This is a genomic window from Derxia lacustris (genome assembly GCF_002105195.1).
Lineage (GTDB): Bacteria > Pseudomonadota > Gammaproteobacteria > Burkholderiales > Burkholderiaceae_E > Derxia > Derxia lacustris.
Map to the genome: position 1 here is coordinate 133,087 of NZ_MUHU01000011.1, position 13,267 is coordinate 146,353.

The following is a 13,267-nucleotide window of genomic DNA, read 5'->3' on the forward strand; positions in this document are numbered from 1 at the left end:
CCTTCAGCAAACAAGTGGTGAATCCAAGCCGCATCATCGTCAATTGGCGTGAATTCAATCACGCTTCAGAGTAACAACAAGAAATGACTCGCGATGCCCCGCACTTAATTCCAATGCCAGATTACGTAACAGTGCCACTCGATTTTGCGATTGCCGTTCGAGCCAATTCGAAGAACGATTAATGATATGGACGAAGTTGTCTCTATTTTCAGTCGTTTGCCATGCAAATCTTCATCAGCTAATTTGTTGTCGGCGCCGCATTGCCATTCACGACATCGATGGCGACGCTTTCAAGACAACATCAACCCATTCCAAAGAACAGAAGAGAGATTCATGCAACGAAGAGCTTTTACCGTTTCCTGCGCAGCTGTTGGCGTCAGCATTCTTTCGGGTTGCATCACTTCGAAAATGCATGAAGAGAGTTATTACTACGAAAAAATCAGCTCAATACTCATCACCAATGACAACACGAAAATTGCGGTATTGGGCGAAACATACCACTACATTTTCAATGCACCGCCGCTTCTGACTCAGACCCTTGCGGCAGATTTCGGAAAAAATCTCAGCGCCAGTTTTAATACTTTCATCCTAGGCGGCGGCAATACTATCAATGGCAAATTCAGCTTGTGGCTGAATCACAATGCCAGCGAGGAAGCCAAGGCTCGTGCAACGGCACTCGGCTTTCAAGTCATCAAAAATGGGGCCATGAGACTTGATTTGACAATTGACGGCGAGCGATTTGCCAGAGGCCAACCCTTGCCAATGAAACAAGCCTACAAGCTCAATAATGAATACTCGATCAGAATTGAAGCTCCCGACGGTGTCGTCATGAAGGCGGCGAAAATTGCCGTCACGCCAATTACAGCCGCAGCCGACGGAGTGTTGATCTTGGGTGCGGTCATCCTGTCGCCGATTTGGGTACCAATTCTGCTTTCCAATGTTAGATTCCCCATGAAATAAAACCATAAGCAGCCTCACGGCATCAGCACAATCAATATCGAGGTATCTGTATAAAAAACAGCGCGAATCGCCAGCGGGTACCAGCAAATCGATCTCGACAAGATTGCAAGCCATTCGTTTGCCACTCGATTCCTGTCGATGGCAAAACACCCTCGTATGCCGACAGGAAAGCTCACCAGTGCGGCGGCACCTCGTCGGCCGGCGCGCCACGGTCGCCCGGCGACATCACGCTCACCTGCCGGCGCAGCTCGATCAGCTCCTTGCGCAGCGCATCCAGCTCGCGCTGCTGGCGGTAGACGGTCTGGTTGAGCGTGTCGAGCAGGTCTTCGGCAAAGCCAGCCTTGATCTCCAGCTCGGTGATGCGGGCTTCGTCGCTCATTGCGGCGCTCCCACCACGCGGATGCGCGCGCCCAGGCATTCCACGATCTGGCCGGCGCGGATCTTGGCGGTCCTGCGGCTTTCGGGCGCGCCGTCCACGCGCACTTCGCCGTCGGCCACCAGCTGCTTGCCGCGTCCGCCGCTGTCGGCGATGCCGGCCAGCTTGAGGAGGTTGCACAGCTCGACGTAATCGCCCGCCAGCTCGAATTGGATGGTCTGCAAGAAAGTTCCCGGTTCGGTAAGCGGCAAGGTCGTCCGCAAGGCCGCCGGATGATAGCCAGCAGGCCGCGTGAAACCGCGCCTTGAACCAATGTAGAAAAACTACTACATTCTTGGCATCCGCATCGCCGAGAGGCCCGTCATGCCGCATCCCACCCTTGCCGCCGTCACGGCGCGCATCCAGGCCCGCAGCGAAAACTCGCGCGGCCGCTATCTCGAACACATCGCCAAGGCGCGCAAGGCCGGGCCGACGCGCAGCGGCATGTCCTGCACCAACCTCGCGCATGCCTTCGCGGCCGCGCCGGCCAACGACAAGCTGGTGCTGCGCGAACAGCGCAAGCCCAACATCGCCATCGTCTCGGCCTACAACGACATGCTCTCGGCGCACAAGCCGTTCGAAGCCTTCCCGGCCATCCTCAAGAAGGCGGCGGCCGAGGCCGGCGGCGTGGCGCAATTTGCCGGCGGCGTGCCCGCCATGTGCGACGGCGTGACCCAGGGCATGGCCGGCATGGAGCTGTCGCTGTTCTCGCGCGACGTGATCGCGATGGCCACCGCGATTGCGCTGTCGCACGACGTGTTCGACGCCACGCTGTGCCTGGGCATCTGCGACAAGATCGTGCCGGGGCTGGTGATGGGCGCGCTGCAATTCGGCCATCTGCCGACGATCTTCGTGCCCGGCGGCCCGATGACGACCGGCCTGGCCAATGACGACAAGGCCAAGATCCGCCAGCAGTACGCCAAGGGCGAAGTGGGCCGCGAAGTGCTGCTGGAGGCCGAGAGCCGCGCCTATCACGGCGAAGGCACCTGCACCTTCTACGGCACCGCCAACAGCAACCAGATGCTGATGGAAGTGATGGGCCTGCACCTGCCGGGCGCCGCCTTCATCAACCCGCACACCGAGCTGCGCGACGCGCTCACCGCCGAGGCCGCGCGCCGCGTGCTGCAACTGGTGAGCACCGGCGAGCACTACACGCCGATCGGCGAAATCGTCGACGAGAAGGCCATCGTCAACGCCATCGTCGGGCTGGTCGCCACCGGCGGCTCGACCAATCACACGATGCACATCGTGGCGATGGCGCGCGCCGCCGGCGTGCTGATCGACTGGAGCGACTTCAGCGAGCTGTCGGCCGTGGTGCCGCTGCTGGCCAAGGTCTATCCCAACGGCAGGGCCGACGTGAATCACTTTCACGCGGCCGGCGGCATGGGCTATCTCATCCGCGAGCTGCTCGACGCCGGCCTGCTGCATGAGGACGTGAAGACCGTGGCCGGCGACGGCCTGCGCCATTACGCCGCCGAGCCCTCGCTCGCGGGCGGCAAGCTGCACTGGATTCCGGCGCCCGCCACGCCGGCCGACGACAGCGTGCTGCGCCCAGCGGCAAACCCGTTCAGCGCCGACGGCGGACTCAAGCTGCTGGAAGGCAACCTGGGCCGCTCGGTCATCAAGATTTCGGCGGTCAAGGCCGAGCACCGCAAGGTGGTCGCGCCGGCCATCGTGTTCGACCATCAGGACGATGTGATCGCGGCGTTCAAGCGCGATGAACTGCGCAAGAACTTCGTGGCGGTGGTGCGCTTTCAGGGGCCCAACGCCAACGGCATGCCCGAGCTGCACAAGCTCACGCCCATCCTCGGCGTGCTGCAGGACGAGGGCTATAGCGTGGCGCTGGTGACCGACGGCCGCATGTCGGGCGCGTCGGGCAAGGTGCCGGCGGCCATCCATGTGAGCCCCGAAGCGCTGGCCGGCGGCGTCATCGGCAAGGTGCGCGACGGCGACATCGTCGAGCTGGATGCCGAGGCCGGCACGCTGCGCCTGCTGGTCGATGCCGCCGAACTGGCCGGCCGCGTGGTGCCGCTCACCGATCTGTCGGGCAACGAGTACGGCACCGGACGCGAGCTGTTCGGGCTGTTCCGCCGCAATGCGTCGAGCGCCGAGGAAGGCGCCTCGCCGCTGCTGTGATGCCCATGTCAACCCAGCCAGGAGACTGACCATGCGCCATCCCTGCCGTCACCGCGTCGGCCGCCGCCGCGAGGTTGCCCGCGCCAAGAAGCTGGCGAGCGAGAGCCTCCAGGCCTCGGCCGCCGTACCCGTCGTCACCCGTCCGTCCGACAGCGCCGCGCCCGGCGGCACGCGCGGCGGCACTTCCACCGACAAGCCCGAGAACAACACATGAACGCCCTGCCCGCCTTCAAGACCAAGGTCATGCCCGTCGTCGTCATCGACGATGCCGAGGCCGCCGTGCCGCTCGCCGAAGCCCTGCTCGCCGGCGGCATCGACGCCATCGAGATCACGCTGCGCACGCCGGCCGGCATCGTCGCCATCGAGCGCGTGGCCCGCGCCGTGCCCGGCATGGTGGTCGGCGCCGGCACGCTGACGCGGCCCGAGCATTTCCGCCGCGTGCAGGACGCGGGCGGCGTGTTTGCGGTGTCGCCGGGGCTAACGCCGGCGCTCGCGCAGGCGGCGCGCTTCACCGGGCTGCCGCTGATTCCGGGCACGCAGACCGCGTCGGAAATCATCGCGGCGATGGAGGAAGGCTTTGGCTTCGTCAAGCTGTTCCCGGCCAATCTGGCCGGCGGCATCACGGCGCTGAAGGCCTATGGCTCGGTGTTCGGCGAGATGAAGTTCTGCCCGACCGGCGGCGTCACGGCCGAGACGCTGGCCGACTACCTGGCGCTTGCGAATGTGCCGATCGTGGGCGGGACGTGGCTCACGCCGCCGGCGCTGGTCAAGGCGGGGGATTGGGCGGCGATCACGGCGCTGGCCAAGGCTGCGACCCAGGCCGCCGGCTGAGGCCGGCAAGCGCAATCACTCGGCGCGGCCGGTCGGTGCAATGGCCGGCCGCGCATGCCAGCTGCCACCGCGCCGGCTCATCTCGAAACAGCCGCAAGCCTCGACCAGCTCGGTGAGCCGGGCATAGCCGTGGCAGCGCGGATCGAAGTCGGGTTGCAGCCGGCGCAGCCGCTGGCCGACGGCGCCGAGCCAGGCCCAGCCCTCTTCCGCAGCGCACTCGGCCATGGCCGCCGTCAGCATCGGAATGAGTCGCGCATCGGCAGCGAGTTCGGCCGCCGATTGCGGCGCCGACGGGAAGGCGGGCGGTGCCAGCTTTGGCGCCGGGCGCACTTCACCGGCAGGCGGCGTGGCGATAACACGCATGCTCTTGCCGGCCGGCGCAACCATCCGCGCCCCGGGCGTCGGCGCCAGAAGCTCGTCGCAGCTGGCCGCGAAAGCGCCATCCAGTGCGCCATCGTCGATGCCCAGCATCCGCACGCCAGCTTCGCGCAGCCGCAGCGCAAGCGGCAGCAGCGCCGCACTGCCCGGCACAAGGCACACGCCATCGATGCCGCCGGCATGCAGCAGATCCATCGCATCGACGATCAGCGCGCCGGTCGCCGCGCCGCCCTGTGCGTCGCCGGCAAACAGCTGCACCGGCTGCACCGCATGGGCGAGCAATGCGGCCGACCAGCCCGCAAGCGCGGGCGCGGTCCAGTCGCCATAGGCGCGGCGCACCCCAAGCCGGCCCCGCGCCGCGAGGGCCTCGCACAGGTCGCCAAGGCGGTCAGGGCCGGCGAGTCGTGCGGCGTCGATGAGTAGCGCCAGTGCGGCGGGACGGACGGGCTCGGTTGCGTTGGTCATGCGGGCACTCAGGCAGGGAACGGGACAGGCTGCGCACGCTAGCGCATCCGGACCGCAGCGCGCCGCACCGACCGTCCCGCGCCAGCCGCCATTCGCAGCGGACCTTGTTGTCCACCCCCCGAGCCGGAAGCCGGAGCACCGCGAGGATTCGACCCTTGTTCAACATCGAGGCCCGAGTGCCGCCGTGGACGACATCAATCTGGAGCGCACCGGACCGCTGCATGAGCACTGGCTCTGGGTGCGGCTGCGCGCGCCCGACGGCAAGCGCGTCACCTTTCTGATCGAGCGCGAAACCCTCATCGCGCTCGAAGGCGCGGCCTTCGTCGACATCGACACCGCGCACGACCGTCATGCCGAGCGCATCGAGGCCGCCGCGCGCGCCCGCTTCGACGCGGCCCAGGGCGGCGACGCCATCGTGCTCACGCTCGACGACCTCGACCGCGCCTGAGCCATGCGACGCTCAGCTCACCACCAGGTCTCGGCCTGCACGCCGAAGGTCGAGCCGGTCTTCGAGCTGCCGAAGGCGCCGGTCGCCGACAGCGTGTCGCCGGCCACGGCCGCCTTCTGCGCCGCGTCGTTCCACTTGGCGAAGGTATAGAACAGCCGCAGCGTCGGGCGCGAGTTGAAGTAGCGACCGGCCGAGATCTGCGGCGCGATGGTCAGCTTGTCGAGCCGGCGCACCGCGCCGCCCTGGGGCGTGACCTGATCGTGGCCGGCTTCCACCGCCAGGCTCCAGGCATCGGTGAAGTGATAGACCGGCCGCGCGCCGACCGACAGCCACTTCTGCTTGTCCTGCTGGTTCTCGTAGACCACCGTCGCCAGCCCGTTCCACGGGCCGGTTTCCGGCTCGATCAACACCTGCTCGACCACGCGCCAGCTCTTGTCGTCGCTGCTCGCGGCCAGATTGGGCGCCAGCGCCGACAGGTTCGACACCACGCCGCGGCCGTATTGCAGCACCAGCCGGTTGAAGCTCTTGGGCTCGCCGAACAGGCCGTTCTGCTGATGCGAGATGTTGAAGAACTGGCCGTTCGCGCCCTTCACGCCGGCCGCCTTGGCGGCGTCGGTCGCGTTGCTGGTGCGCAGGTCGATGCCGAGCGTGAGCTTGCCGTCCGGATTCACGTCGATGCCCGACAGGCGGAAGTCATGGCCCAGCACCGAGGCGCGCGCCGTGGTGGCGACCGCGGTCGGCACGATCTGGCCGGTGGTCGGGTCGAGCTGGAATTGCGTCGTGCTGCCGGTGGTCACATCGCCCGAGCTGCGGCGCAGCGCATAGCTCAGCTGGCCAAAGCCGAGATCGATGCCCTCGATGCCGCCGCCGTTGCCCGAGTTGTTCCAGTAGAAGAAGTCGTTGATGTGCACGTCCTGGCGCTGGTAGTAGCGCCGGCCGGCCCAGAGGCTGGCCTTGCTGAAGGCGCCGGTACCGATGTTGAGCGCCTGGACCCAGGCCTGCGGCAAGGCGGTCGTGGTGTTGCCGCTGTCGAACTCCGAGTTCGCCACCTTGAGCGAAGTCATGGTGTTGAGCTTGAAGGTCAGGTCGCTGTCGGGCGCCTTGTAGAGCTGGGCGTTGAAGACCAGTTCGCCGTAGGTCTCGCATTCGTTGCCGAGCCGGTACTTGGCCGCCGCGCCGGGCAGCTGAAAGCACACCTGCTCGCCGCCCTTGCTGGCGCTGCCGGCGCCCGAGCGGATGTAGCCGCCGAATTCCAGCGGCACCGGCGACGCGAGTTGCGCGGCGGCGATGGCCGGCAGTCCGGCGAGGGCAAGCGCCGTGGCAAGCGGCTTGATGCGGATGTTGGTCGTCATTTTTCTGGGTCTCCTGCGGCGTGGTGTCGTCCCCGCTCCGCGCGGGCAAGGCTTCGCCCTGCCTCGCATCGGGTCGGCATGAAAAGGCCCGCGAACGGGCCGTGCATCGATTGCTCGGAATCAGGGGCGCGAGCAGCCCCGACCGCGCCCGGACGGGCACGGCTGAAAGCGGTGAAACCGGGTTGCGCGAACGGCGGCTGCGGCCGTTCGCGCCGGAAGTGGCGCTAGCCGGCCAGCTCGCTGGCGCGGGCCAGATCGGCGCCGCGTCTTGAGCAGGTGATGGCGGCGGCGCGTGCCGCATGCGCAAGCAGCGTGGCGAGCGCGGCGGCATCGAGCGCGCCCATCGCCGGTGGCGAGAGCGCGTCGTGCTCAGCCAGCCAGGCCAGCGTCGCGGCCTGGAAGGTGTCGCCGGCGCCGACGGTGTCGACCACCGTCACCTTCACGCCGGGCACGTCGGCCCGGCCGGCGGCGGTCCAGGCGCTGGCGCCGTCGGCCCCGCGCGTGACGATCACGAGCTTCACGCCGCGTGCCAGCCATTGCGCGGCCAGCTCGGCCGGCTCGGCATCGCCATAGAGCAGGCCGATGTCCTCGTCGCTGATCTTGACCAGATGCGCGAGTTCGGTCAGCTCCTCGACCTTGGCGCGCCAGGCCTCCTTCGACGGCTCGACATTGAGCCGCACGTTCGGGTCGTAGCTGATGACGCGCGCATCGCGCTCGCGTCGCGCCAGCGCCGCATAGGCGTCGGCCACCGGCTGCACCACCGTGGCATAGGAGCCGAGATGGATGGCACGCGTGGCCGGGTCGAGCGGCGGCAGGTCGTCGATGGCGAGCAGCCGGTCGGCCGCGCCGTTGCCGTAGAAGGCGTAGTCGGGCACGCCGGCCGCGTCGAGGCCGATGAAGCCGAGCGTGGTCGGCGCGTCATAGCGCACCAGGCTGGCGGTGCTCACGCCCTCGTCGGTCAGCACCTGGGCGAGGCGCTTGCCGAACAGGTCGTTGGCAATGCCGGTGAGCAGGCCCACCGGCTGGCCGAGCCGCGCCAGACCGATGGCCACATTGAAGGGCGAGCCGCCCGGATGGGCATCGAGCTGAAAGGCCCGGCCGTCGGCCGACTGCACGAAGACGTCGAACAGGGCTTCACCGCAGACGAGAAACATGGCGATCGCTTTGCTTGGAGTGGAAACGGACGGCGCTGTCGCTCAGCGCGACGACCAGCCCTTGTAGCTGCCGACGTTGTCGCGCGTGATGAGCTGGGGCGCGAGCAGCACCACCGGCGTCGCCGGCTTCTTGCCGTTGAGCAGGTCGTAGCCGATCTCGACTGCGCGCTGGGCCTGGGCCCACGGGTCCTGGCTGGCCGAGGCCTGAATCTGGGTCTTGCCCTTGAGCGCGCCCTCGATGTCGGGTGCCCCGTCGACCGAGGTGATGACGATGCCGCTGCGGCCCAGCTGGCGCGCGGCCAGGTCGGTGCCGATGGCTTGCGGATCGTTGATCGTGAAGATCGCATCGACCTTGGGGAAGCGCGTGAGATGGCCTTGCGCGACGTTCATGCCGCCTTCGCGCGAGCCCTTGCCGTCCTGGTCGTCGGACAGGATCTTGATCGCCGGCACGGCGGCCAGCGCCGACTTGCAGCCGTTCACGCGGTCGATCACCGCCGACACCTGCGGGCCGTTCTGGATGATGACGTTGCCGCCCTTGGCGCCGAGCTTCTCGACGATGTAGGCGCAGGCGATCTTGCCGGCGTCCACGTTGTCGGTCTGCACCGTCGCATCCGCACCCGCGGCCACCACATCCACCGCCACCACCGCGATGCCCGCCTTCTGCGCCTTCTTCACCGCCGGCTCGATGGCCTTGGCATCGGCGGCGTTCAGCAGGATCAGGTCCACGCCGGCCGAGATGAAGTTGTCGATCTGGGTGAACTGCTTGTTCAGGTCGTAGTCGGCCGACACCGCCGTGACCTTCACATTCGGGTTGATCGCCTTGGCGCGCGCTTCGGCGCCCTTGGCCATCGTCACGAAATACGGATTGCCGAGCGAGCCGACGGTAATGCCGACGGCCTTCAGCTCACGCGCCTGGGCGGCGCCGGCAGCGGCGAGAGCCAGCGCGAGCGCGGCGACGATGCGGATGGTTTTCATTGGTTGTCTCCTGTTTCTGGTCGAAGTGCGCGGGCGCAGGCGGCCGACCAGAAGCCGCCCGGCGGTTTCAGGGAATGTCTGAAGAGGTAGAGGAGAAGCGGCTTTTTGCTACCAGAGGGAGAAACCTGGCGGCTGCCGGCCGGCGCCGCGCGGCTTGTGTCGCCGCGTCGGCGCAAAGGTGGCGTCAGGTACGCGCACCCGATTGGCGATAGCGGTCGAGCAGCACGGCGCCGATGATGACGATGCCCTTGATGATGTATTGCCAGATGTCGGACACGCCGAGCAGGATCAGCCCGTTGCCGAGCACCGCGATGATGAGCGCGCCGATCAGCGTGCCCACGATCGAGCCGACGCCGCCGACAAAGCTGGTGCCGCCCAGGATCACCGCCGCGATCGCATCCAGCTCATACGACTGGCCCAGTTGCAGCCCGTTGGCCGCATACAGCCGCGCCGAGGTCATGATCGCGCCCAGGCCCGACAGCGCGCCCGACAGCGCATACACGAACAGCAGCACCTTCCACACCTTGATGCCCGACAGCCGTGCCGCCTCGGGATTGCCGCCGACGGCATAGATCTGCACGCCCAGCACCGTGCGACGCAGCACGAACCACGACAGCGCCACCACCGCCAGCGCGATCACCACCAGCCAGGGCACGCCCAGCAGCGACTCGTTGCCGATGAAGGCGAACGGCAGGTCGGCATTGAAGATGGTCTTGTCGTCGCCGAGCAGCCGCGCGATGCCGCGCATCGCGGTCAGCGCGCCCAGCGTCACGATGAACGGCGGCAGCTTGGCAAACGCGATCAGCGAGCCGTTGAGCAGCCCCAGCACCAGGCCCGAGCCGAGGCCGGCGGCGACCGCCACGAAGCCCATGCCCGGAATCTGCGACACCAGCATCGCCACCACGGCGGCCGCCGCGAGGATCGAGCCGACCGACAGATCGATGCCGCCGGTCAGGATGACGAAGGTCATGCCCGCCGCCAGCACGATGTTGATCGACGCCTGCTGGGCCACGATGGAAATGTTCTGCACCGTCATGAAGCCGTCGGCGAGCGCGCCGAAGCCCAGGCACAGCAGCAGCAGCACCGGCAGCATGCCGACATTGCGCATCACCTGACGCAGACGCGCGCGCGCGTCGATGGGATTGCCCGGCGGGACCGGCGCGGTGGGGTTGGCGGCTTGGTTCATGGGCTTGTCTCCCTGATGTTTCATGTCTGGCTCAGGCCGCGACCGGCATGTGAGCCGCGCCGGTGGCGTATTCGATGATGGTTTCCTGGCTCACCGGCCGGCCGGTATGGCCGCCCAGTTCACCGACGATTTCGCCTTCGCGCATGACCAGCACGCGGTCGGCCGTGCCCACGATCTCGGGCAGCTCACTGCTGATGACGACGATGCCGACGCCGGTCTTGGCCAGGTCGTTGATGAGCCGGTAGATCTCGCTCTTGGCGCCGATGTCCACGCCGCGGGTCGGCTCGTCGAGCACCAGCACGCGCGGCTTCATCTGCAGCAGGCGGGCGAGCAGCACCTTCTGCTGATTGCCGCCCGACAGCGCGCCCACATTCACCTGCGGCGAGGCGACGCGGATCTTCAGTTCGCGGATCGACTCGGCGGCGCGGCGCATGCCGCTGCGTCGGTCGAGCACGCCGCCCGGGCGCGCATCCACGCGCGCGGCGCAGACGTTGATGTTGTCGCGCACGCTCATGTCGAGGAACAGGCCCTGATGCTTGCGGTCCTCGGTCAGGTAGACGATGCCGGCGTCGAGCGCATCGAGCGGCGTGCGCAGCCGCACCGGCTTGCCCTCCACTTCCACGCTGCCGCTGCTGCGGCCGTCGGCGCCGAAGATCAGCCGCGCCAGTTCGGTGCGGCCGGCGCCAACCAGCCCGGCGATGCCCAGCACCTCGCCCGCATGCAGGTCGAAGCCGCAGTTGCGCACGCGCTTGCCATCGGCCATGTCGCGCACCTTGAGCAGCACATGGCCCGGGTCGTAGGGCGCGTGCTCCTTCTTGTAGAAGCCCGAGATGTCGCGCCCGACCATCAGCTGCACCAGCGTCTCGGCCGACAGCCCGGCGCGGTCGAGCACGCCCACATGCATGCCGTCGCGCAGCACCGAGACCTGATCCGACAGCTCGTAGATCTCGGCCATGCGATGGCTGATGTAGACGATGGCCAGACCCTCAGCCTTGAGCTGGCGGATCAGCGCAAACAGCCGGTCGGTCTCGCGCGACGACAGCGGCGTGGTCGGCTCGTCCATGATGAGGATGCGAGCGTTTGCATGAACCGCGCGCGCGATCTCGACCAGCTGGCGCTCGGCGATCGACAGCTCGCTGACGACGGTGCGCGGCGTGAAGCCGGCGCCGAGCCGCGCCAGCACATCGGCACAGCCGGCTTCCATCGCCTTGCGGTCCACGCGGCCAAGGCGGCGCAGCTCGCGGCCCAGATAGATGTTCTCGGCCACGCTCAGATTGGGGCAGAGGCTCAGCTCCTGGTAGATGACGGCCACGCCGTGCGCCTTGCTGGCGAGCGGACCGTCGATGACGACCGGCTTGCCGCCGATGCGGATTTCGCCGCCCGGATCGGCGATGTAGGCGCCCGACAGGATTTTCATCAGCGTCGATTTGCCGGCGCCGTTCTCGCCCATCAGCGAATGGATTTCGCCGGGGTAGATGCTGAAGCTCACGTCCTTCAGCACGCGCTGGCCGTTGAACGATTTGCTGATGCCGCGCATTTCGAGAATGGCGGCGCGGTTGGGATCGTGACTCATGCGGCACCCGAGCCCTGCCCCAGCAAGACCTGGGCGCGGGGCGAGAAGTTGAAGAACAGCGGCAGGCTGGCCGCGCCGATGGCGCCCGCATCGGGCCCGAAACTGCCGCGCACGATGTTGGGCGTGTCGCGGGCTTCGGGCGCGTCGTGGCGCAGGGCGGTGTCCAGCTCGGTCATCAGGCGGTCGATCAGGCCGGCATCGACGTCGCAGTCGAAGACGATGACCGGCAGGTCGAGCAGGCAGATGCAGCTGCGCAGCGCCGGCGCGAGCGCATCGACGCAATCGGCAATCCATTCGTCCACCGCCGGATGGCGGTCGCGGATCTGGCGCTCGATCTCGGCATGCGTATCGGCGGCCAGCCCGTGAAAGCGCAGATGCCGCACCAGCGCATTGAGCGAGGCGCGCGCCATCAGGATCGACCAGCGACCGCGCGGCTCCGGCGCCGAGGCCAGCGTGCCGTTGGGCACCGGCATCACGCCGATGTCGGCCGCATTGCCGGTCGTGCCGCGCATGCAGTCGCCGCCCACCGCCACGCCGCCGCCGATGGCCGGGCCGAGGAACACGTAGAGGAAATCGTCGAGGCTGGAGCCGAGGCCGTAGAACAGCTCGGCAATCGACGCGGCATTGCCGTCGTTCTCGCTGAACACCGGCAGCGCCAGTTTTTCGGACAGCAGCGCGCCGAAGTCGACCGTGTCCCATTCCTTGAAGTGGGCCGAGCCCAGATCCAGCTCGCGCAGCCAGGCGCCGAGGTTGTAGGGCTGGGCCAGACCGATGCCGGTGAGCCGCTCGCGCTCGGCCTCGCTCATGTCGGCGAGGATGGATTGCACGTCGGCCACCACGATTTCGAGCGCCTCGGCCGGCGTCGGCAGCAGCCGGTTGTGCAGGCAGCGCGCGAGCACCGTGCCGCTGAAATCGATGAGCACGGTTTGCAGGCTGTCGCGGTCGAGCCGCACGCCGATGGCATAGGCGCCCGACGGCTTGAGCCGGATCAGCGCCGCCGGCTGGCCGCGTCCACCCTCGGCACGCCGACCCGCCGGCTCGATGAGCCCGTCGAGTTCGAGCGCATCGATGATGCTGCCGACCGCCGTGTTGGTCAGGTCGGCGCGGCGCGCGAGATCGGCCTTGGAGGCCTCGCCCATGCGACGCAGCAATTGCAGCAGCAGTCGTTCATTGAAGCGGCGCAGATGGACCGAATTGCGTCCCTGGCCGACGCGGTCGCGTGGCATTCGTCTCCTCCCGGTGGGAGTGTCGATTTATTAAATCAAGTTGATTCATTAAATCGGCGATACTCGGTCCCGTCAATTGTCGAACGCCTCGGGTTTGTACGGATGACGCGGATTTGTGCCTGCTTTGGCAGTAGATCGGCGTTGTTGGTTGCAGACGAGGCGTATCCC

General features: G+C 67.2%; 14 protein-coding genes. 5 read left to right on the forward strand and 9 right to left on the reverse strand.

What is annotated here, in order from left to right; all coding sequences use genetic code 11:
• Positions 1–186: 186 nt before the first annotated feature.
• Positions 187–960 (forward strand): hypothetical protein, encoded by a 774-nt coding sequence (locus B9P64_RS24435; protein ID WP_176256816.1) that lies wholly within the window; start codon positions 187–189, stop codon positions 958–960.
• A 172-nt stretch (positions 961–1,132) separates the two neighbouring features.
• On the opposite strand, the gene B9P64_RS11995 is transcribed toward B9P64_RS24435, so the two are convergent.
• On the reverse strand, positions 1,133–1,339 hold the full coding sequence (locus B9P64_RS11995) for a SlyX family protein (protein ID WP_085316478.1): 207 nt from the start codon (positions 1,337–1,339) through the stop codon (positions 1,133–1,135).
• Positions 1,336–1,560, reverse strand: coding sequence for an RNA-binding S4 domain-containing protein (locus tag B9P64_RS12000; protein ID WP_176256817.1), 225 nt, complete (start codon positions 1,558–1,560; stop codon positions 1,336–1,338). Before B9P64_RS12000 ends, B9P64_RS11995 begins: the two co-directional genes overlap by 4 nt.
• A gap of 139 nt (positions 1,561–1,699) precedes the next feature.
• Between B9P64_RS12000 and edd the strand changes: the two genes are divergently transcribed.
• Genes edd through eda form a run of 3 tightly spaced genes read left to right on the forward strand, consistent with a single transcriptional unit; the run spans position 1,700 to position 4,342 of the window.
• Positions 1,700–3,511 carry a phosphogluconate dehydratase gene (gene edd, locus B9P64_RS12005; protein ID WP_085316479.1) on the forward strand — a complete coding sequence of 604 codons (1,812 nt, stop codon included), beginning with the start codon at positions 1,700–1,702 and terminating at the stop codon, positions 3,509–3,511.
• Positions 3,512–3,542: 31 nt separating this feature from the next.
• The gene (locus tag B9P64_RS12010) at positions 3,543–3,725 is read left to right on the forward strand and encodes a hypothetical protein (protein ID WP_085316480.1); all 183 of its coding nucleotides are present in this window, start codon (positions 3,543–3,545) and stop codon (positions 3,723–3,725) included.
• On the forward strand, positions 3,722–4,342 hold the full coding sequence (eda, locus tag B9P64_RS12015; protein WP_085316481.1) for a bifunctional 4-hydroxy-2-oxoglutarate aldolase/2-dehydro-3-deoxy-phosphogluconate aldolase: 621 nt from the start codon (positions 3,722–3,724) through the stop codon (positions 4,340–4,342). Before B9P64_RS12010 ends, eda begins: the two co-directional genes overlap by 4 nt.
• A 15-nt stretch (positions 4,343–4,357) precedes the next feature.
• Here eda and B9P64_RS12020 read toward each other — a convergent pair whose 3' ends face one another.
• On the reverse strand, positions 4,358–5,185 hold the full coding sequence (locus tag B9P64_RS12020) for an NYN domain-containing protein (RefSeq protein ID WP_085316482.1): 828 nt from the start codon (positions 5,183–5,185) through the stop codon (positions 4,358–4,360).
• A gap of 184 nt (positions 5,186–5,369) precedes the next feature.
• Between B9P64_RS12020 and B9P64_RS12025 the strand changes: the two genes are divergently transcribed.
• On the forward strand, positions 5,370–5,633 hold the full coding sequence (locus B9P64_RS12025; protein ID WP_085316483.1) for a hypothetical protein: 264 nt from the start codon (positions 5,370–5,372) through the stop codon (positions 5,631–5,633).
• 17 nt (positions 5,634–5,650) lie between these two features.
• Here the strand turns inward: B9P64_RS12025 and B9P64_RS12030 are convergent, their stop codons facing one another.
• From B9P64_RS12030 to B9P64_RS12055, 6 genes are all read right to left on the reverse strand, one after another.
• The gene (locus B9P64_RS12030; protein ID WP_085316484.1) at positions 5,651–6,985 is read right to left on the reverse strand and encodes a maltoporin; all 1,335 of its coding nucleotides are present in this window, start codon (positions 6,983–6,985) and stop codon (positions 5,651–5,653) included.
• 224 nt (positions 6,986–7,209) lie between these two features.
• Positions 7,210–8,139 (reverse strand): carbohydrate kinase family protein, encoded by a 930-nt coding sequence (locus B9P64_RS12035; RefSeq protein WP_085316485.1) that lies wholly within the window; start codon positions 8,137–8,139, stop codon positions 7,210–7,212.
• 42 nt (positions 8,140–8,181) lie between these two features.
• Positions 8,182–9,114: an ABC transporter substrate-binding protein gene (locus B9P64_RS12040; RefSeq protein WP_085316486.1), complete on the reverse strand. Its 933-nt coding sequence runs from the start codon at positions 9,112–9,114 to the stop codon at positions 8,182–8,184.
• A gap of 184 nt (positions 9,115–9,298) precedes the next feature.
• A complete protein-coding gene (locus B9P64_RS12045; protein ID WP_176256818.1) occupies positions 9,299–10,300 on the reverse strand; it encodes an ABC transporter permease subunit in 1,002 nt (333 codons plus the stop codon).
• Between the two features lie 31 nt (positions 10,301–10,331).
• Positions 10,332–11,873, reverse strand: a complete 1,542-nt coding sequence (locus tag B9P64_RS12050; RefSeq protein WP_085316488.1) for a sugar ABC transporter ATP-binding protein — start codon at positions 11,871–11,873, stop codon at positions 10,332–10,334.
• On the reverse strand, positions 11,870–13,099 hold the full coding sequence (locus B9P64_RS12055; RefSeq protein WP_085316489.1) for an ROK family protein: 1,230 nt from the start codon (positions 13,097–13,099) through the stop codon (positions 11,870–11,872). Before B9P64_RS12055 ends, B9P64_RS12050 begins: the two co-directional genes overlap by 4 nt.
• Positions 13,100–13,267 lie beyond the last annotated feature (168 nt).

Bases quoted from the DNA above. Each gene is read 5' to 3' on its own strand.
- B9P64_RS11995 (WP_085316478.1), bottom strand. From the start codon at position 1,339: ATGAGCGACGAAGCCCGCATCACCGAGCTGGAGATCAAGGCTGGCTTT.
- B9P64_RS12020 (WP_085316482.1), bottom strand. From the start codon at position 5,185: ATGACCAACGCAACCGAGCCCGTCCGTCCCGCCGCACTGGCGCTACTC.
- B9P64_RS24435 (WP_176256816.1), top strand. From the start codon at position 187: ATGGACGAAGTTGTCTCTATTTTCAGTCGTTTGCCATGCAAATCTTCA.
- eda (WP_085316481.1), top strand. From the start codon at position 3,722: ATGAACGCCCTGCCCGCCTTCAAGACCAAGGTCATGCCCGTCGTCGTC.
- B9P64_RS12040 (WP_085316486.1), bottom strand. From the start codon at position 9,114: ATGAAAACCATCCGCATCGTCGCCGCGCTCGCGCTGGCTCTCGCCGCT.
- B9P64_RS12045 (WP_176256818.1), bottom strand. From the start codon at position 10,300: ATGAACCAAGCCGCCAACCCCACCGCGCCGGTCCCGCCGGGCAATCCC.
- B9P64_RS12050 (WP_085316488.1), bottom strand. From the start codon at position 11,873: ATGAGTCACGATCCCAACCGCGCCGCCATTCTCGAAATGCGCGGCATC.
- B9P64_RS12055 (WP_085316489.1), bottom strand. From the start codon at position 13,099: ATGCCACGCGACCGCGTCGGCCAGGGACGCAATTCGGTCCATCTGCGC.
- B9P64_RS12035 (WP_085316485.1), bottom strand. From the start codon at position 8,139: ATGTTTCTCGTCTGCGGTGAAGCCCTGTTCGACGTCTTCGTGCAGTCG.
- B9P64_RS12030 (WP_085316484.1), bottom strand. From the start codon at position 6,985: ATGACGACCAACATCCGCATCAAGCCGCTTGCCACGGCGCTTGCCCTC.
- B9P64_RS12010 (WP_085316480.1), top strand. From the start codon at position 3,543: ATGCGCCATCCCTGCCGTCACCGCGTCGGCCGCCGCCGCGAGGTTGCC.
- edd (WP_085316479.1), top strand. From the start codon at position 1,700: ATGCCGCATCCCACCCTTGCCGCCGTCACGGCGCGCATCCAGGCCCGC.